We start from the raw sequence: 17,990 nt of genomic DNA, 5'->3' as shown, positions 1-17,990 counted from the left end.
CCCCCGCCCGCCCCGACCCCCACCCCGACGCCGGTCCCAGCCGCTGCCCGCCCCTACTGCCCGCCCGGCTCGGTCGGCCCCGGCGTCCTCCCGACCGCCCGCGTCGCGGGCGCGCTCACGCGCGGCGGCACACCGGTGCCCGCCGCCACCCTCGAAGTCTTCGTCACGTTCGACGGCGTCCCCGGCCCCTCCCGCCTGAACACCGACGGCGGCTTCGGCATCGATTTCTACGCTGCCGGTGAAGACTGCGCCAACCGCGTCGGCGCCGTCATCGGCGTCCTCGTCGATGGCCAGTACTTCCCCTCTGGCTACACCGTCGGCAGCCAGCCCCAGCTCGTCGTCATCAACGTCGCCCTCCCCTGACCGGCCGCCCCGCCTCCTTGCCGTTTCGTCGCCCCCGTCCTGCTATACTCCCCAAACCGTTCGGGACTGGCGAAATGCCGGCCGCCCGTCCAGCCCACCCGCGAGGAGGCCCCTGCCGTGAAGTTCCACTGGTTCCACCTCATGCCCTGGCCCTACCTGCCGGACGACTTCCAGAAGAAGCACCGCTCCGTCTGGGTCGATGTCGACTACGGCCTCTTCGATGCCGAGAAGGCGAACGCCGTCTACCACGAATACCTCGATGAACTCGAGTTCGCCGAAAAAGTCGGCTTCGACGGCATCTGCGTCAACGAACACCACAGCAACGCCTACGGCCTGATGCCGAGCCCGAACATCATGGCGGCCACCCTCACCCGCCGCACCAACCGCGCCGCCATCGTCGTCATGGGCAACTCCATCGCCCTCTACAACCCGCCCCTCCGCGTCGCCGAAGAGTTCGCCATGCTCGATATCCTCTCCGGCGGCCGCCTCGTCGCCGGCTTCCCCGTCGGCACCAGCATGGATACCAACTTCGCCTACGGCGTCCCCGGCGCCCAGCTCCGCGAGCGCTACTACGAGGCCCACGACCTCATCATGCAGGCCTGGCACAACGAGGGCGTCACCCACTTCAACGGCAAGTACACCCAGATCCGCTACATGAACCCCTGGCCACGGCCCCTCCAGAAGCCGAACCCGCCCGTCTGGATCCCCGGCGGCGGCTCCATCGAAACCTGGGAGTGGTGCGCCGATATGGGCTACCTCTACTCCTACCTCTCCTACTCCGGCTACAAGCGCGCCCAGGCCATCATGGACGGCTTCTGGGCCCGCATGCGCGACAAGGGCGTCGAGCCGAACCCCTACCACGCCGGCTTCGCCCAGGTCGTCTGCGTCGCCGATAACGCCGCCGAGGCCAAGGAGCTCTACTGGCCCCATATCGACTACTTCTACAACCGCTGCCTCCACGTCTACCCCGGCTTCGCCGATGCCCCCGGCTACCGCACCCTCCGCACCGTCAAGGCCGGCATCAAATCGCAGTTCGAACAGGCCCAGCAGAACGCCAAGGCCCGCCTCAGCTGGGAAGGCCTCGTCGAACAGGGCTACGTCATCGCCGGCGGCCCCGACTACGTCACCGAAAAGCTCAACGAACTCGCCGATAACCTCCGCATCGGCCACCTCATGCTCCTGCTCCAGATGGGCTCGATGCCGCGCGACGTCGCCATCTATAACACGCAGATGTTCGCCGAGAAGGTCATGCCGAACCTCCGCGACAAGTTCAACGAGTTCGAAGACCGCTGGTACCCGAAGCCGCTCCCCCCGGAGCGCCGCGCCGTCCCCATCGATGAGCCCGTCCGCCCGCTCCGCGCGCCCCTCTCGGCGCCGGTCGCCGGCCAGTAGCTGTCGAGCTCGAACCCGCTCTCGACCTCGGGGCTGCCCTCACGGCAGCCCCTTCCCGCGCCCGCCGCGGCGCGCGACAATCCGCCTGCCGCAGGAGGTGCGCTCATGGAATCCATCCGCGACCAGGCCGACCGCGCCTGGGCCGGCGACGAAGCTGCCAGCCAGGGCACCGGCTCCGCCGGCCGCCTCTTCGAAGTCGTTCCCGGCATCGCCCTCGCGACCGGCTTCGGCCTCTCCATCGCCATTCAGACCGCCGACGGCCTCGTCATCGTCGACACCAGCGGCCGCAACCACGGCCAGCGCGTCGTCGAAGCCATCCGCGCCTGGGACGACCGCCCCATCCGGAACGTCGTCTACACCCACGGCCACTTCGACCACGTCGGCGGCATGCCCGCGTTCGATGCCGACGCTGAGGCCCGCGGCTATCCCCGCCCCCGCGTCATCGCCCACGCCAACGTTCCCCGCCGCTTCGACCGCTACACCCGCACCGCGGGCTACAACGCCACCATCAACGCCCGCCAGTTTTTCGCCCGCCCCGAGGCCAGCGCCGAAGAGGTCGAAGGCTGGACCCGCCACCGCTACCCCGACGTCACCTACGAGGAGAGCTACCGCTTCGAGCAGGGCGGCCTCACCTTCGAACTCCGCCACGGCAAGGGCGAAACCGACGACCACACCTGGGTCTGGATCCCGGAGCTGAAGGCCATCTGCGCCGGCGACTTCTTCATCTGGCGCACCCCCAACGCCGGCAACCCCCAGAAAGTCCAGCGCTACCCGGTCGAGTGGGCGCAGGCCCTCCGCGCCATGGCTGCGATGAACGCCGGGGTCTTCATCCCCAGCCACGGCGTGCCCATCTACGGCGCCGACCGCATCGCCCGCGCCCTCGACGAGACCGCGACCCTCCTCGAAACCCTCGTCGAACAGACGCTCGAACTCCTCAACCGCGGCGCCCGCCTCGATGAAGCCATCCACACCGTCCGCGCCCCGGAAGAGCTCCTCGCCCACCCCTACCTCCGGCCCTACTACGACGAGCCCGAATTCATCGTCCGCAACGTCTGGCGCATGTACGGCGGCTGGTACGACGGCAACCCCGCCAATCTCAAGCCCGCGCCCGAGGCCGACCTCGCCGGCGAGCTCGCCCGCCTTGTCGGCGGCCCCGGAGCCCTCGCGCGCCGCGCACAGGAACTCGCCGACGGCGGCAGCCTCCGCCTCGCCTGCCACCTCGCCGAGTTCGCGGCCCTCGCCGCCCCGGGCGACCCCGCCATCCGCGAAACCCGCGCGAAGGTCTACGCCGCCCGCGCCGCGGCCGAGCACTCCCTCATGGCCCGCGGCATCTTCAACGCCGCCGCCCGCGAGCCCGCCCCCGGCGGATGACGTGCCGTCTGGCGCTATTGATATCTCATCTCAAAAGTGGTACGGTACGCCTGCCGAACCCCTCGGCGTGGCTGGGCCCCGGCCGGTGTTCCTCCTTCCGCCGGCCGGGGCCGTTCCGTTTCCCCGGTCCTCAGCCCTGCTGCAGCTCCGGGTACAGGCTGCTCGAGGCCTTCATGAACCGCAGCAGCATCCGCATCTCCGCCACCCGCTTCCCGCCGGCGTCGTCGAGCCCTGTCTCGAACCACAGGTACTCCGTCTTCGGGCTCTGCCCCACGGCGATCACCTCACCCGTGCACGTGTACGCCTCGCCCACGAGCGCCGGCCCGTTCACGTTGCGGATTTCGATCGCCCCGAACAGCCCCACCGCCCCGAAGCCGCCCCGCACCTGCGCGACGCTCTTCGCGTAGAGCATCTGCACGAGCGGCGCGATCATCACCGGCGGCGCGCCCCACGGCGACCCCTCGCCCCGGTACCAGTCCATCGGCTCCGTCGTCACCGCCAGCCGCCGCTCCTGCTCCTCCGGCGCGCAGCGCACCGTCACCGGCTCGAACCGGTGCCCCTTCTGCACGTTCGCCAGGATGCGCAGCTCGCCCGGCTCGAACCGCTCCAGCGGCCGCGCCAGCAGCGCCGTCGGCACCCCCGGCTCGCCGACCGACGCCGTCCCCTGCGCCACCTGCATGCCGTCCTCCCGCAGCACCCACGCCTCCACCTGTGCATCGGCCGCGTCCGCCGGCGGCACCCGCAGGTGCGCCCGCACCGCCTCCCGGTCCGTCGTCGCGTTCAGGAAGTACATCGAAAGCGTCCCCCGCTCGAACCACTGCCGTCCCCACGCCTCCCGCAGCAGCGGCGGGAACAGCTCCATGTGGATCGACCCCGCGACCGTCCCGCCGCGGAACCCCAGCTTCGTCGCCGTCGCGTCGTCGTGGATCGACCCCTTCGCCTGCGCCGAGTTGTTCACCGACCGCCGCAGCGGCCCCGACATCACCCCGTCCGCGACCGTCGCCGCGAACTCCTCCCGAACCGTCATAACTGCGCCTCCGTTTCGAAGATGCGCGGCAGCCTACGCCATCCGAACCGAGTTCGCCAGCGAACCCTCACCCGCCGATGTGCGACATCTCCACCTTCGGCAGCCCCGCCGTCGCCTCCGTCCGCAGCTCTGAATACCGGTCGTCGCGCGCCCGCCACACGCCCGCCACGAACTCCGCCAGCTCCGCGTCGCTCGCCCCGCCCCGCAGCACCGCCCGCAGGTCGTGCCCCTTCGCGCCGAACAGGCAGGTGTAGAGCTCGCCTTCCGGCGAAAGCCGCAGCCGCGTGCAGTCGCCGCAGAACGGCTGCGAAATCGAGGTGATGACGCCGATCTCCCCCGCGCCGTCGACGTACCGCCACCGCTGCGCCACTTCGCCCCGGTAGTTCGCCTCCGCCGGCTCCAGCGGGAACTCCCGCCCGATCCGCTCGATGATCTCCCGCCCGGTCACCACGTGGTCGAGCCGCCACCCGTTCGTCGCGCCGACATCCATGAACTCGATGAACCGCACGATGATCCCGGTCCCGCGGAAGTACCGCGCGAGGTCCACGACCGTGTGGTCGTTCATCCCCCGCTTCACCACCGCGTTCACCTTGATCGGCCACAGCCCGGCCTCCCGCGCCGCCGCGATGCCGTCCAGCACCGTGTCCACCCCGACCCCGGCGTCGTTCATCGCCCGGAACACCGCGTCGTCCAGCGAATCCAGCGACACCGTCACGCGCTGCAGCCCCGCCTCGGCCAGCCGCCGCGCCTGCGCCCGCAGGAGGCTCCCGTTCGTCGTCAGCGTCAGGTCGCGCAGCCCTTCGATCCCCCGCAGCGCGCGCACCAGCTGGTCGAGATCCCGCCGCACCAGCGGCTCGCCGCCCGTAATCCGGATCTTTTCGACCCCGAGGCCCACGAGCACCCGCGCGACCCGCGCGATCTCTTCGTACGTCAGCAGTTCGTCCCGCCGGAGGAACTGGTAGTCCGGCCCGAACACCTCCCGCGGCATGCAGTACACGCACCGGAAGTTGCACCGGTCCGTCACCGAAATCCGCAGGTCCCGCAGCGGGCGCCCGAGCCGGTCGTTCACAGCCATCGCCGCACAGCGTAGCCGATCCGGCGGCGTCGTGCTGGCGCCGGCATAACGCTCAGGAGCTCGCGGCGGCCGTCCCTTCGCCTTGCGGCGCGTCGGCGTTCGCCGCTGCCGCTTCGCTGTGCTTCAGCAGCCACTCGTCGTACTTGCGAATTCGCTCCGCCAGCTCATCCCGCATGCTCGCCATCTTCGCCATCTTCTGGTCGATGAGCTGAATCTGGTGGAGCGTCACTTCCCGCGCCCGCCGCAGTTTCTCCGCCTTCTCCGCGGCGTCGGCATCGGCGCGCCACCCCGCCCGGATCTGAAGCCGCACGTCCTCCGCGTCGAGCATCTCCTTGATCTCGGCCAGCGAGAAGCCGAGCAGCTCCTTCAGCTGCCGGATCCGTTCGATCCGCTCCATGTCCTCCGGCGAATACAGCCGGAAGCCGCCCTCCATCCGCGTCGGCGGCGCGAGCAGCCCTTTCTCTTCGTAGTACCGCAGCGTTCGCTGCGTCAGCTGGGCGCGCTCCGCCGCCTCGCCAATCTGCAAGAACCGTTCCTGGCTGGTCGAATCCGTCATCTCAGGCCCCAGTCTACCACATTGACGCGAACGTCAACGTTCAGGTTTCGGTCAGCCGCACAGCGCCCGCACCCGGTCGGTATGCCAGCGCGCGCCGCGCAGCATCGGCTCGCCCAGCGTCTCCCACGCCGGCCGCGCATGCGCATGGTACCAGTCCACCAGCGCTCGGAGGTGAACGTCGGCCATCCGCAGGTGCGCCACCGCCTCCTCCCGCCGCCCGTCGAGCGCCGCGTCCCACGCGATGACCCGCCCCGCGAGGTGCATCCCCGCCGCAGCCGTCGGCGCCAGTTCGTCGACCGCCTCGAGCGGCAGGCCCGCGCGAACCGCCACCGGCAGCGCCTGCGCCGCCGCCGCGAACTCCGCCAGCGCCTCCCGCGTGCGCCCTGCCAGCGCTCGCAGTTCTGCCCGCGGGCTGTCCCCGTAATCGAGTACGTCGAACCGCGGCCCCGGCTCCAGGTCGCCCCGCTCGAGCAGCAGCCCGCAGGCCGCATCCAGCCGCCGGTACATCGCTGCGAACGCTCCCGCCAGCTCGCCGAAGCACCCGCGCGTGAACTCCTCCAGCCCGGCCGCCGGGTCGCCGCCGCCGTCCCACGCGCACCGCGCGAACCACCACCCGTGCCAGGCCGGCCCCGTCCACGGCCGCGGCGCCACCGCGAGGTCGAGCACCGCCCCGACCCCCAGCCGCGCGTAGGCCGCCAGGTCGCCGGGAATGACCTCCAGCAGCGGCGGCGCCATCCATTTGAACAGGATGCCGTCGCTGTAGTACTCGAACACCCGCACCCGCTCCGGCCCGCCGAACCACGCCGCCAGCCGCTCCAGCCCCGCGAGGTGCTCCCGGTTCCGCCGGCATCCGCCGTCGTCCAGCGCATGCGCGTAGCACCGGTTCCGCGGCGCCCAGAGTGCCGCCACGTTCTCCCGCGGGCGCACCCGCTGCGGTGCCTCGAGCGTGTCGTGGTAGGCGAGGTGCGCCACCTGCGCCGCCGGGTCCACCCGTTCCAGCGCCTCCGCCACGAGGTTCGTTGCCTCCAGCGCCTGGTCCGAAGGCGTCATCCCGGCGCAGCCGCCGCACGCGCACCAGCCGCCCGCACGCAGGTCGTCGGCCCACAGGTGGTACACCGCGAACCCCGGGAACCGCGCGAAGAACCGCCTGGCTCCCTCCTGCAGCGCCGCGCGCGCCCCCGCGTCCGAGACGCACAGGTTGTGCCGCGGCTGCCGCTCCCCCTCCCGCAGCGGGAACCATTCGGGGTGCTGCGCGAACGCTTCCCGCGGCAGCAGCGTCGAAAGATGGTGGCCGCCGAATTCGAGCCGCAGCCCGAGCCGCCGCGCCTCTGCCGCAATCTCGCCGCCTTCCCGGTCCCACAGCGCGAACATCCGCCCCGCGCCGTCCCCCTCCTGCGCCTCCCAGCGGCTCGGCGGCGTGTCGTGGAAAAACACCGAGGTCAGCCCGTTCCGGCTCGCGAACGGGAGCCAGTCCCGCCACGCCTCGTGGAGCCCGTCGCAGCCGAGCACGATGCCCCGCTCCGCGAAGGCCGGCCGCACGTCGTACCGGCCCTCGGCGACCTCGCCGGCTGCTTCCCCTGCCAGTTCCAGCCCCGGCCGGGGCGTCAGCAGCCCCGCCTTCCGCCGGAGCCATGCCGCGCCGTCCATCAGCTCTCGCCGGCCGCGGCCTTCGATGACCAGCCGCCCCGGTGCGGCGTCGACCCGGAACCCGCAGGCCTGCATCGCCGCGTCCTCGCGGAAGAGCACCCGCCCCTCCGCCTCGCTTTCCGCCCCGCCCTGCAGCCCGGCCGCCAGCTGCCCGGCCCGGAACTCCATCGCCGCCGCCAGCGCGGCCTCACCGCCCTCGCCGGCTGCCAACCATCGCCGCAGCGCCCGCGCATCGATGCTCACGCCGGCCATTCTCCGGGCTCGCTGCGCCCCGTGCCAGCCGGACCCCGGCTACGACGCCTGCGCCGCCCCTTGCCCGGCCAGCCCTTCCACCACCTGCCGCACGAACGCCCGCTGCGCCGGCAGCAGGTCCGTGTACTGCAGCCGGAGCACAACGCCGTTCTCATCCTCCTCCGCCCCGACCACCATGCAGAGCAGCTCGCTGCTGAACGGCCCGGCCCACACCCGCACCTGCACCTGCCGCCCCCCCGGCCGGCTCCCGACTCGCACCGCCATCCCGCCCATCGAAATATCCACCAGCCGCCCGTCCTGCCGCGAATTCCCCAGCACCGACCGCACCTCCGCCCGGTAGTTCGCCGCGAACCGCGGGTGCGCCCGCCGGTCGACCGGCTGCCACGGCCCCAGCGACCGGAACGCCACCGCCCGCTCGGTATGCCCGATGTACGCCGCCGGCTGCGAGACCCGCACGCTCCCGTCCAGCGCCACCAGCACGTACGTCCCGTTCGGGTCCCACGCCGGCATCGCGCCCGCGATGCGGACCGCCACCCCCCCGTCGCGGACCGCGGCCACCTCCCCCGGCCATTGCGCGGGATCTCGCGACCGCAGCACCACCGTCACCGGCGTCCCCGGCACCGGAAAACTCGTCATCCCACCCCCGTTATCGGCAACCATTCATCCCTTCCACACCGCCGTCACACGAACGCGGTACGATCAGCGCATGCATCTCCCCTCGCTCGAGCCGATGACCCCGGCCGACATCCCCGCGGTCATGGACATCGAGCGCGCCGCCTACACCAGCGGCTGGCCCACCACCGCCTTCGAACGCGAACTCACCGCCAACGCCCTCGCCCGCTACCTCGTCGCCCGCGAAGGCCCGCCCGGCGCGCCCCCCGTCGCCTTCGGCGGCCTCTGGCTCATGGTCGACCAGGCCCACATCGTCACCATCGCCGTCCGCCCCGAATGCCAGCGGCGCGGCTTCGGCCGCCTCGTCCTCCACGGCCTGGTCGAGCTCGCGGCCGCCGCCGGCATGGACTCCGTCACCCTCGAAGTCCGCGTTTCGAACGAACCCGCGCGCGCCCTCTACCGCCGCTACGGCTTCTACGACGTCGGCATCCGCAAGCGCTACTATGCCGACAACCATGAAGACGCCATCATCATGACCACCGAGCGGCTCGACTCCCCGCCCTACCGCCGGCGCCTCGACCGCCTCCGCGCCGACCTCGAAGCCCGCTTCCCCGCTGGCTTCACCGCCCGCCACCTCGAAGCCGTCCAGCCCGCCTGACCGGCCGGGCAAACGAAAGGACTCCCCGCGTGAAGACTGTCTACTACACCGCCGTCAGCCTCGACGGCTTCCTCGCCGATGCGAACGGGTCGCTCGACTGGCTCTTCCAGTTCGGCGACCCCGACCCGCCCGAATGGGCCGCCTTCGAAGCCCGCCTCGGCGCCATCGCCATGGGCGCCACGACCTACCAGTGGGTCCTCGACAACGACCTCATGCGCCCCGGCGCCGAACCGAAACCCTGGCCTTACCGCCAGCCCACCTGGGTGTTCACTCACCGCACCTTCCCAGTCCCGCCCGGCGGCGACATCCGCTTCGTCCAGGGTGACGTCCGCCCGGTCCACGCCGAGATGGCTGCCGCCGCGGCCGGCCGCGATATCTGGCTCGTCGGCGGCGGCGAACTCGTCGGCCAGTTCTGGGATGCCGGCCTCCTCGACGAACTCATCATCACCATCGCCCCCGTTACCCTCGGCGCCGGCGCGCCGCTCCTCCCGCGCGCGATCACCCGCCCGCCGCTCCGCCTCCGCGGCGTCCGCCAGCTCACCGATGCCTTCGTCGAACTGACCTACGACGTCCAGCGCCCCTAAGACGCGCTGCCCGCCCGCTCCAGCTCCTGCACGAGCTCCTGCAGCACCCGCTCCGCCCGCTCGAGCCGCGCGTGGATGCCCCACGGCCCGTGGATGTTCAGCGTCATGTTCTCCGCCTGCCCGCGAACGCCCGGCAGTCGGCCGCGCTTCCCGGCCGCCTCGTAATACCGCTGCAGCTCCGGCGACCCCTCGCCGTAGATGGCCGCGAGGATCTCCACCGTCCGGTCGTCCCAGAGGTCGTAATCGAACGGGTTCGGGCCGCTCCCGCGCAGCCGTCCGATCTTGTCGATCTGCCGCTGGATCCGCTCTTTCGCCCGTTCGGGGTTGGCCACCTTCGTCATCACCGCGAGTGTACCCGCTCCCGCGCCACCGGCAAGCCGCCTACGCCGCCCGCGCCGCTCCCCGCAGCTCGAACGCCAGGTCGCCCAGCCGCACCAGCGCCGCCAGCACCTCCGCCTCCCGCCCCTCTGCCAGCCCCAGCGCGCCAGCGAACGCCTCCGCCAGCCGCTGCTCCGCCGTCCCGTCGTAGAATGCCGTCGGCCGCATCACCCCGAGGCTCGCGCTGCAGAACACCCGGCCGCGCCCGTCCCGCCACGCCAGCGCAAGCGCCACCTGGTCCACCCCGAACGGCCGCCGCATCCCCGCCATCTCCTCCCGCGCCCACGCGGCCACCTCCGCCGCCAGTCCCGCCGCATCCCGCCCTGGCGAAGCGCGCCATGTGCGCTCCGAAACGCCGACCCCGCCCCGGATGAGCTCCTCCACCCGCCGGCGGGTGCCCCACGTTCGCCATCGCCGCAGCATCACTTCGATCGTCGGCACACCGCGCCCCCGCGCCCCCTCCTGCTCGACGACTGTCACCCCTCCGTCACTCGCCAGCCCCTCCCGCTCCCCCTACAATCACGGGACGTGGACAACGACTTCAGCGTTGACCTCGATGACATCATCGCCGCGCTCCGCAGCCACGATGTCGTCATCGCCCGGTTCGTGACCGTGCCCCGGCGCCTCCTGTTCGACTTCCGGGCCACCCCCGTCGACCCGCCGCTCGTCCGCGTCGTCGAGCCCCTCCCCTCCATCGAGGCCCGCTACCAGCACCTCCGCGACCTCCGCCCGCGCCTCGGCGAACCCCGCAAGCTCATCTCCGTCTTCTGGCCCCGCTTCGCCGCCTCGTTCGGCCGCACCGGCGCGTGGGATGCCGCCCGCGCCCGCCTCGCCGCTTCCGGCCACCCCGGCGCCATCCGCGACGCCGAAGCCGCCCTCGCCGAGCTCGTCGCCCTCGAACGCGCCTGCCAGCGCGAAGCCATCCTCGGCGGCCGCGCCTTCCGCACCCTCTGGAGCGCCTCCCCTTCGCCCCGGTGAGCCGCATCGACCGCAAGACCTTCCGCCGCCTCGTCCGCGAAGCCGTGGCCAGCCTCCCGCCCGAGCTGCTCGCCCGCGTCCACAACGTCGATATCGTCATCGAATCCCGCCCCACCGCCCGCGACCGCAAGCTCGCCGGCATCGGCCCCAACGACCTCCTCCTCGGCCTCTACCACGGCATCCCCCTCACCCACCGCGGCGAAAACTACAACCTCGTCGTCCCAGACAAGATCTCCATCTACCAGGACCACATCGAAGCCATCTGCGACACCGACGACGACATCCGCGAACAGGTCCGCAAGACCGTCCTCCACGAACTCGGCCACTACTTCGGCATCGACGACGACCGCCTCCACGAACTCGGCATGGGCTGAGCCCCCAAAGGCCCCGGTAAAGCCCCGGTTTGACCCTCCCCGCGGACCGCGCGTAGCTTGAAACCCGTGACAGGCCGCGTCGAGCGCTCTCCCTACCAGCCCGCGCGCGCCGTCGCCCGGCCCCCGCGAGCGGCGCGCACCCTCCTCTCCCCCTCCCAGCGGCTGCTCTTCGTGCTCGCCCTGTTCACCTTCTCCCTCGCTTCTTTCTACTCGAGCCTCGCGCTCCTCGCGCGCGTCACCCCCGCCCTCTTCCCGGGCCGCTCCCTCACCGACCTCGGCATCATCCGCCCCCTCGCCAGCCTCAACACCCCGCTCGTCGGCATCACCAGCCCTGGCCAGGACAGCGTCCTCCGCAAACGGATCAACCTCCTCGTCCTCGGCGTCGACAAGCGCCCCGGCTACCAGTTCGAAGACAACGCCAACAGCGGCTACCTCACCGACACCATCATGGTCGCGACCATCGACCCCGTCGCGAAGACGTCCGCCGTCCTCAGCTTCCCGCGCGACCTCTGGATCGACGTCGCCAACCCCCGCGCCCCGGAAAGCCAGCGCCGCATCAACCAGTCCTTCGGCGACGGCGTCCGCGCCACCGGCTCCATCAAAGGCGGCATCGAAGAGCTCAAAGCCGACCTCAAGCTCAACTTCGGCATCGAGATCGACCACTACGTCATCCTCGATTTCGAAGGCGTCGAACTCCTCGTCGATGCCCTCGGCGGCATCGACGTCGACATTCCGCCCGACCTCGCCGTCGCCCCCTGGTACTATTCCGACGACGACATCCACGCCGTCTGGGTCGAATTCCCGGCCGGCCCGAACCACCTCGACGGCTACCACGCCGTCGCCTTCGGCCGCCACCGTGAGTACGACTCCGACCTCAAGCGCGTCAAACGCCAGCAGCTCGTCCTCCAGGCCGCCCTCGCCAAGGCCTTCCAGCTCGACATGCTCCGCGACCCGGCCGGCCTCTGGAACGCCTACGCCTCCACCGTCAAGACCGACATCCCGTACGCCAAGTTCCCCGGCTACCTCGACCTCCTCCGCTCCACCAACGGCCGCCTCAGGACCTACTCCCTCGGCGATCCCGTCAACGATGTGCCCACCGTCACCGGCTTCACCACCGCCGGCGGTGCCGCCGTGCTCGCCTGGAATCCGGACAACGTCCAGTACTGGCTCAACCAGGTCTTCACCAAGGCCGCCTACAGCGAAAGCAACGTCGAAATCCAGAACGGCTACGGCCCCGACGGCGCCGCCCGCGCCGCCGCCCTCGGCCGCTACCTCGCCTACGTCAAAGGCCTTCCCACCGTCTACTACGGCCCCGATGCCCCCCAGCAGCCCCGCACCACCATCACGCTCTACCACGTCGACCGGCGCGTCCTCGCCGAGGACATCGCGAAGTGGCTCGGGATCCCCCCGTCCGAGATCGTCGTCGTGCCCTCCACCGACACCGCCCTGCCCGACGTCGTCATCACCATCGGCCGCGACTTCAAAGTCCCCGGCACCTGACGGCGCCCCGCGCCGGGCCGGCTACTCCGCCGCCTTCGGCGCCTCGAACCCGCCGTCCAGCGCTCGCCGCGCGAGCTGCTCCAGCGCCCGGTCCTCCAGCGGCGGATTGTGGAGCGGCGCGCGCACGTCCCGGAAATACCGCTCCAGCGGCCGCGCCCGCTGCAGGCTCACCCCGCCGACCACCCGCATCGCCAGCTCCGCAGCCTCGATGCATGCGTTCAGCGTCTCCACCTTCGCCGCCGCCACCCGGTCGATCGCCGGCATCCCTTCGACCGGCTGCTCCGTCCACGCCCGCGCCGCGTCCCACATCAGCGCCCGGCTCCGCTGCAGCAGCAGGTCCATCCGCGCCACCCGCATCCGGACGCCCGGCATCTCGCGGATCGGCCGCTGGCTGTTCGGCGTCCGCTCCCGCGCGAACGCCACCGCGTAGTCCCGCGCCGCCGTCGCCACCCCGATCGTCACCGCGCACAGCCCGAGCCCGAACCACGCCATCCCCGCGCCCGCCCGCGGGTCCGGCGAACCCGCCTCCCGCGCGTTCAGCAGCCGGTCAGCCGGCAGCCGCACGCGCTCCAGCACCACGTCGTGGCTTCCCGTCGCCCGCATCCCCAGCGCATCCCACGTCTCCACCACCCGCAGGCCCGGCTCGCCGCGCATCACGAGGAAGTTGCCCACCCGGGGCGGCCCGCCGCCGTCCTTCTCGATGCGCGCCAGCACGATGAAGTGGTGCAGCACCGGCGCCAGCGTGGTGAACGTCTTCCGCCCTTCCAGCACCCAGCCGTCGCCCTCCCGGCGGGCCGTCGTATCCGGCAGCCCGCCGCCCGAAGGGCTCCCCAGCCCCTCCTCGGTCGCCACCGTATTCACCAGCTCGCCCCGCTTCACGGCGCCCCGGCAAAACCGCTCGAACCACCGCGCCGGGTAGCTCGGCGCCTCCCGCTCCTGCCCGAACGTCTTCAGGTGCATCATGAACGCCAGCGCCGTCGACCCGTCGCCCCGGGCCAGCGCTTCCAGCACCCCGAGGTACGTCGCCAGCGACGCCTCCGCCCCGCCGAACTCCCGCGGCACCGTCAGCCCGTAAAACCCGGCTTCCCGCAGCTCCGCGAAGTTCTCGAACGGGAACGAACCCTCGCGGTCGTGCGCCGCCGCCCGCCCGGCGAACCGCGCCGCCAGCTCACGCGCCCGCGCGACCCACTCTCGGTCCGGCTCCATGCCCTCGAGTCTACCCGCGGCGCGCCGCCTGCGCCGGTCAGCGGCCCCCGTGCGCCGGCGAACCGGCGAGGTCGCCCGCCCCGGCCGGCGGCCCCTCGAGGTGCAGGTTCGGCAGCAGCCGGTCCAGCCACGCCGGCATCCACCAGTTCCAGCGGCCCAGCAGCTCCATGGTCGACGGCACGAGGAAAATCCGCACCAGCGTGGCGTCCACGAGGATCGCCGTCGCCAGGCCCAGCCCGAACTCCTTGATCACCCGCTCCGGCCCGAGCACGAACGCCAGGAACACCGTCACCATGATCGCCGCCGCCGCCGTGATGACCCGCGCCGTCGCCGTCAGGCCGTTCGCCACCGCCTCCGCGGTGTCCCCCGTTCGCAGGTACTCCTCCCGGATGCGGCTGATGAGGAACACCTCGTAGTCCATCGAAAGCCCGAACAGGATCGCGAACATCATCATCGGCAGGAAGACTTCGATCGGCCCCGTCCCGACGCCGATCAGCTCGCCGAACCAGCCCCACTGGAACACCGCGACGACCACGCCGTACGCCGCGCCGATCGAGAGCAGGTTCATCACCGCCGCCTTCGCCGCCACGACCACCGACCGGAACATCGCCGTCAACAAGATGAAGCTCAGGCCGATGACGCCGATGAACAGGTACGGCATTCGCGACGAAATCCGGTCGCTCGCGTCGATCTGCCCGGCCGTCACCCCGGTCACGTAGTACCGGTCGCCGTTCGTCCCGGCCCGCTTCAGCACGTCCTCGCGCAGCCGGTGCACGAGGTCCGTCGTCGCGTGGTCCTGCGGCTTCGTCGTCGGGATGACCGTGATGACCGCCGTATCGCCCGCCGGGTTGAGCACCGGCTCCGTCACGGCCGCCACCCCCGGCGTCTCCCGCAGCAGCTCCACCGCCCGGCTCAGGCCGCCGTTCCCGTTCCGCACGTCCGCCACGATGAGCAGCGGCCCGTTCGTCCCGGGGCCGAACCCTTTCGCGATGAGGTCATACGCCCTGCGCGAATGCGAACTCGGCGACCGGTTCCCGGCATCCGTGAACCCGAGCTGCATCGAGAAAATCGGGAGCGCCGCCGCCACGAGCAGCCCGCCCGTGACGATGGCGAACGGCCACGGGTGCCGCTGGATCACACAGCTCAGCCGGAACCACGGGCTCCGCGGGTCGATGCCCTCCGACTGGTGCAGGAACGGCACCCGCAGCGCATCCACCCGGTTCCCGAAGACCGCCAGCAGCGCCGGCGTCAGCGAGACCGCGATCGCTACCGCCACCAGCACCACCACCGCCCCCGCCGTCGCCAGCGTCGCCACGAACGGCAGCCCCATGACGAACAGCCCGAGGAACGCGATCGCCACCACCACACCGGCGAACATCACCGACCGGCCGGAGGTCACCACCGCCTCGACGACCCCCTCCTCCACCGACCGCCCGGCGTGGATCGCCTCCCGGAACCGCGTCACCACCAGCAGGCTGTAGTCGATGCCGACGCCGATCCCGATCATCGCCGCGAACTGCGACGAAAAGCCCGGGAAGCCGACCCACCGCGCCGCCACCGTGATGACCGCAAGCCCCGTCCCGAGCCCGAAGAGCGCCGCCCCGATCGGCACACCCATCGCGACCACCGAGCCGAACGCGATGAGCAGGATGAACACCGCCGCGATCAGCCCGTAAATCTCCGAGCCGAACTCCGTCTGCTCGTTGAACTGCACCACCCGGCCGCCCGGCTCCACCGTGAACCCCGGCCCGGTCTCGGATTCCGCCAGCCGGATGAGCGCCACCGCCGTCTCGTGCGGCACCTTGTCCGCGTCGAACTGGAACCGCACCACCGCCCGCGCAATCGTCCCGTCCGGCGAGATGTATCCCGGCCGGTCGAACGGCGACTCGATCGCCGCCACGTCCGGGACTTCGGCCTGCACCCGCGCCAGCACCGCCTCGATCCGGTCCCGCGCCCCCTCGATGCCCGTCGGCACCTCGAACACGAGGTCCGCCTCGCCGCCCGCCTGCGCCGGGAACCGCGCCTTGAGCAGGTCGTTCGCCCGCTGCGATTCCGAACCCGGCAGCGTGAATTCCGTCTGGAACTCCCCGCCGATGCTCCGCGCCAGCCCGCCCATCACCGCGAGGATGAGAACCCACGCCCCCAGCACCCACCACCGCCGCCGGTACATCAGCCGCGCCCATCGTTCGAGGCCAGGCATCGCCACACCCTCCAGCCGGACCGAGCCGGCGAATCGCCTCCGCCAGCCGCGCCGCGATGCCGCGCGCCGCCGGAAAGCACGTAATCGAGTGTGAAACGGAACTCCGGTTCCGATCAAGAGGCATTTCCGCTATCCTCCCCCTCGGAGTTCTCTATCGCATGTCCCGCGCCGAACGCTCCGACGCCCGCCAAAACCGGGAGCGCATCATCGATGCCGCCCGCCTCCTCTTCCTCGAGCACGGCACCGCCGTCGAAATGCGGCAGCTCGCCGAGCGCGCCGGCGTCGGCATCGGCACCGTCTACCGCAACTTCCCCGCCAAATCCGACCTCGTTTCCGCCGTCGCTGCCGATATCGTCGCCGAGACCTCGGCCGCCCTCGACGCCGTCCTCGCCCTTGAAGACCCCGTCGAAGTCGTCGCCCGCTACGTCGAAGTCCTCGCCGAGACCTTCGCGCGCACCGCCCCGCTCGCCATGGACCTCATGGCTGCGCCCGCCTTCGAGACCATCCGCAGCCAGGTCCTCAGCTGGTTCGCCGAGCCGCGCCTCCAGCGCGCCATCGAACGCGGCATCGCTCGCGGCGTCTTCCGCCGCGACCTCGACCCCGAAGCGGCCCGCCTCTTCGTCGCCGGCGCCGCCGACCCCCTCCTCGTCCTCAGCGTCGGGCCGGGTCCCCTCCCGCCCCGCCTCCAGCGCGGCCTCGTCGACCTCGTCCTCCGCGCCCTCCTCGCGCCCGGCGTCGAGCTGCCGGCCGCCCTCGCTCCGAAAGGGACTTAACCGGCCCCCTATTCCCCGGCGCTATAATCCCGTCAACCCCGGCGGGCCGCCCCGCCCCGCCACTCGCCCCTCCGGAGCCTGCCTCGTGGAAGACCCCAGGATCGTCGCCGAGCGGATCATCCAGAACGTCGAACACGTCATCGTCGGCAAATCCCGCGAAATCCGCCTCGCCGTCACCGCCCTCATCTGCGGCGGCCACATGCTCATCGAAGACGTCCCCGGCGTCGGCAAGACCATGCTCGCCCGCGCCATCGCCGTCTCCACCGGCTGCACCTTCCGCCGCATCCAGTTCACCCCGGACCTCCTCCCCTCCGACGTCACCGGCGTCTCCATCTATAACCAGAAGACCGGCGACTTCGAATTCCGCCCCGGCCCCATCCTCGCCCAGGTCGTCCTCGCCGACGAAGTCAACCGCGCCACCCCGAAGACCCAGTCCGCCCTCCTCGAAGCCATGGAGGAGCGGCAGGTCACCGTCGACGGCGTCACCTATCGCATGCCCCAGCCCTTCATGGTCCTCGCCACCCAGAACCCCATCGAATACGAGGGCACCTTCCCCCTCCCCGAGGCGCAGCTCGACCGCTTCCTCATCCGCATGTACCTCGGCTACCCCTCCCCCACCGACGAGGTGCTCGTCCTCGATAACCAGCAGACCCGCCACCCCATCGAAGCCCTCCAGCAGGTCACCGACGCCAACGAAATCCTCCAGCTCCAGCGCGCTGTCCGCGAAATCTACGTCGACCCGCTCATCAAGCAGTACATCGTCCAGCTCGCCAACGCCACCCGCGAGCACGAGGCCGTCTACCTCGGCGCCAGCCCCCGCGGCTCCCTCGCGCTCTTCCGCACCGCCCAGGCGACAGCCCTCCTCGAAGGCCGCGACTTCGTCATCCCCGACGACGTCAAGGACCTCGCCGTCTTCACCCTGGCCCACCGCGTCATCGTCAGCCCCGGCGCCAAGGTCAAAGGCGTCACCCAGGCCGACGTCATCGCCCAGTGCCTCCAGCGCGTCCCCGTTCCCGGGGCCCGCGCCCGCGCCTGAGGCGGCAC

At 71.5% G+C, this 17,990-nt stretch carries 18 protein-coding genes and 1 pseudogene; 10 read left to right on the top strand and 9 right to left on the bottom strand.

Going from position 1 to position 17,990, the window contains the following annotated elements; genetic code table 11:
* From N2041_RS05360 to N2041_RS05350, 3 genes and pseudogenes are all read left to right on the top strand, one after another.
* Nucleotides 1-363 (top strand): annotated as a pseudogene (locus N2041_RS05360) (hypothetical protein); the annotation flags it as partial.
* 117 nt (nucleotides 364-480) lie between these two features.
* Nucleotides 481-1,755 carry an LLM class flavin-dependent oxidoreductase gene (locus N2041_RS05355; protein ID WP_297676582.1) on the top strand — a complete coding sequence of 425 codons (1,275 nt, stop codon included), beginning with the start codon at nucleotides 481-483 and terminating at the stop codon, nucleotides 1,753-1,755.
* Nucleotides 1,756-1,860: 105 nt separating this feature from the next.
* Nucleotides 1,861-3,126: an alkyl sulfatase dimerization domain-containing protein gene (locus tag N2041_RS05350; protein ID WP_297676581.1), complete on the top strand. Its 1,266-nt coding sequence runs from the start codon at nucleotides 1,861-1,863 to the stop codon at nucleotides 3,124-3,126.
* A gap of 130 nt (nucleotides 3,127-3,256) precedes the next feature.
* On the opposite strand, the gene N2041_RS05345 is transcribed toward N2041_RS05350, so the two are convergent.
* The 5 genes from N2041_RS05345 to N2041_RS05325 all read right to left on the bottom strand — a co-directional run bounded on the left by N2041_RS05345 (nucleotide 3,257) and on the right by N2041_RS05325 (nucleotide 8,319).
* The gene (locus tag N2041_RS05345; protein WP_297676578.1) at nucleotides 3,257-4,153 is read right to left on the bottom strand and encodes a hypothetical protein; all 897 of its coding nucleotides are present in this window, start codon (nucleotides 4,151-4,153) and stop codon (nucleotides 3,257-3,259) included.
* A 67-nt stretch (nucleotides 4,154-4,220) separates the two neighbouring features.
* On the bottom strand, nucleotides 4,221-5,228 hold the full coding sequence (gene moaA / locus N2041_RS05340) for a GTP 3',8-cyclase MoaA (RefSeq protein ID WP_297676576.1): 1,008 nt from the start codon (nucleotides 5,226-5,228) through the stop codon (nucleotides 4,221-4,223).
* Nucleotides 5,229-5,280: 52 nt separating this feature from the next.
* Complete coding sequence (locus tag N2041_RS05335; protein WP_297676574.1) at nucleotides 5,281-5,784, bottom strand: MerR family transcriptional regulator; 504 nt, start codon at nucleotides 5,782-5,784, stop codon at nucleotides 5,281-5,283.
* Between the two features lie 51 nt (nucleotides 5,785-5,835).
* Nucleotides 5,836-7,674 carry a DUF4838 domain-containing protein gene (locus N2041_RS05330; RefSeq protein ID WP_297676571.1) on the bottom strand — a complete coding sequence of 613 codons (1,839 nt, stop codon included), beginning with the start codon at nucleotides 7,672-7,674 and terminating at the stop codon, nucleotides 5,836-5,838.
* A gap of 48 nt (nucleotides 7,675-7,722) precedes the next feature.
* Complete coding sequence (locus N2041_RS05325; protein ID WP_297676569.1) at nucleotides 7,723-8,319, bottom strand: PilZ domain-containing protein; 597 nt, start codon at nucleotides 8,317-8,319, stop codon at nucleotides 7,723-7,725.
* Between the two features lie 70 nt (nucleotides 8,320-8,389).
* Here N2041_RS05325 and rimI point away from each other — a divergent pair, with 70 nt between their 5' ends.
* Both rimI and N2041_RS05315 read left to right on the top strand, forming a co-directional pair.
* Complete coding sequence (gene rimI, locus N2041_RS05320) at nucleotides 8,390-8,953, top strand: ribosomal protein S18-alanine N-acetyltransferase (protein ID WP_297676567.1); 564 nt, start codon at nucleotides 8,390-8,392, stop codon at nucleotides 8,951-8,953.
* 29 nt (nucleotides 8,954-8,982) lie between these two features.
* Nucleotides 8,983-9,537 (top strand): dihydrofolate reductase family protein, encoded by a 555-nt coding sequence (locus tag N2041_RS05315; protein ID WP_297676565.1) that lies wholly within the window; start codon nucleotides 8,983-8,985, stop codon nucleotides 9,535-9,537.
* Here N2041_RS05315 and N2041_RS05310 read toward each other — a convergent pair.
* Both N2041_RS05310 and N2041_RS05305 read right to left on the bottom strand, forming a co-directional pair.
* Nucleotides 9,534-9,878 (bottom strand): hypothetical protein, encoded by a 345-nt coding sequence (locus N2041_RS05310; RefSeq protein WP_297676562.1) that lies wholly within the window; start codon nucleotides 9,876-9,878, stop codon nucleotides 9,534-9,536. The genes N2041_RS05315 and N2041_RS05310 overlap by 4 nt on opposite strands.
* Nucleotides 9,879-9,918: 40 nt before the next feature.
* A complete protein-coding gene (locus N2041_RS05305) occupies nucleotides 9,919-10,395 on the bottom strand; it encodes a hypothetical protein (RefSeq protein ID WP_297676560.1) in 477 nt (158 codons plus the stop codon).
* Nucleotides 10,396-10,443: 48 nt separating this feature from the next.
* Here N2041_RS05305 and N2041_RS05300 point away from each other — a divergent pair, with 48 nt between their 5' ends.
* The 3 genes from N2041_RS05300 (at nucleotide 10,444) to N2041_RS05290 (ending at nucleotide 12,767) form a co-directional block, all read left to right on the top strand.
* Complete coding sequence (locus N2041_RS05300) at nucleotides 10,444-10,893, top strand: hypothetical protein (protein WP_297676559.1); 450 nt, start codon at nucleotides 10,444-10,446, stop codon at nucleotides 10,891-10,893.
* Nucleotides 10,890-11,267 carry a metallopeptidase family protein gene (locus tag N2041_RS05295; RefSeq protein ID WP_297676557.1) on the top strand — a complete coding sequence of 126 codons (378 nt, stop codon included), beginning with the start codon at nucleotides 10,890-10,892 and terminating at the stop codon, nucleotides 11,265-11,267. The genes N2041_RS05300 and N2041_RS05295 overlap by 4 nt, the downstream gene beginning before the upstream one ends.
* Nucleotides 11,268-11,333: 66 nt before the next feature.
* Nucleotides 11,334-12,767 carry an LCP family protein gene (locus tag N2041_RS05290; protein WP_297676555.1) on the top strand — a complete coding sequence of 478 codons (1,434 nt, stop codon included), beginning with the start codon at nucleotides 11,334-11,336 and terminating at the stop codon, nucleotides 12,765-12,767.
* A gap of 21 nt (nucleotides 12,768-12,788) precedes the next feature.
* Here N2041_RS05290 and N2041_RS05285 read toward each other — a convergent pair whose 3' ends face one another.
* A complete protein-coding gene (locus tag N2041_RS05285; protein ID WP_297676554.1) occupies nucleotides 12,789-13,973 on the bottom strand; it encodes an acyl-CoA dehydrogenase family protein in 1,185 nt (394 codons plus the stop codon).
* 37 nt (nucleotides 13,974-14,010) lie between these two features.
* Nucleotides 14,011-16,173, bottom strand: coding sequence for an MMPL family transporter (locus N2041_RS05280; protein ID WP_297676552.1), 2,163 nt, complete (start codon nucleotides 16,171-16,173; stop codon nucleotides 14,011-14,013).
* Between the two features lie 158 nt (nucleotides 16,174-16,331).
* On the opposite strand from N2041_RS05280, the gene N2041_RS05275 reads away from it, so the two are divergent.
* Complete coding sequence (locus N2041_RS05275; RefSeq protein ID WP_297676551.1) at nucleotides 16,332-16,946, top strand: TetR/AcrR family transcriptional regulator; 615 nt, start codon at nucleotides 16,332-16,334, stop codon at nucleotides 16,944-16,946.
* An 85-nt stretch (nucleotides 16,947-17,031) separates the two neighbouring features.
* Nucleotides 17,032-17,982 carry a MoxR family ATPase gene (locus N2041_RS05270; RefSeq protein ID WP_297676549.1) on the top strand — a complete coding sequence of 317 codons (951 nt, stop codon included), beginning with the start codon at nucleotides 17,032-17,034 and terminating at the stop codon, nucleotides 17,980-17,982.
* Nucleotides 17,983-17,990 lie beyond the last annotated feature (8 nt).

Origin of the sequence: Tepidiforma sp. (genome assembly GCF_026419595.1) — a bacterium.
In the GTDB taxonomy this organism is placed as follows: domain Bacteria; phylum Chloroflexota; class Dehalococcoidia; order Tepidiformales; family Tepidiformaceae; genus Tepidiforma.
Note: the sequence above shows the minus strand (reverse complement) of the source record. Positions and strands in the feature narration are given on the sequence as shown.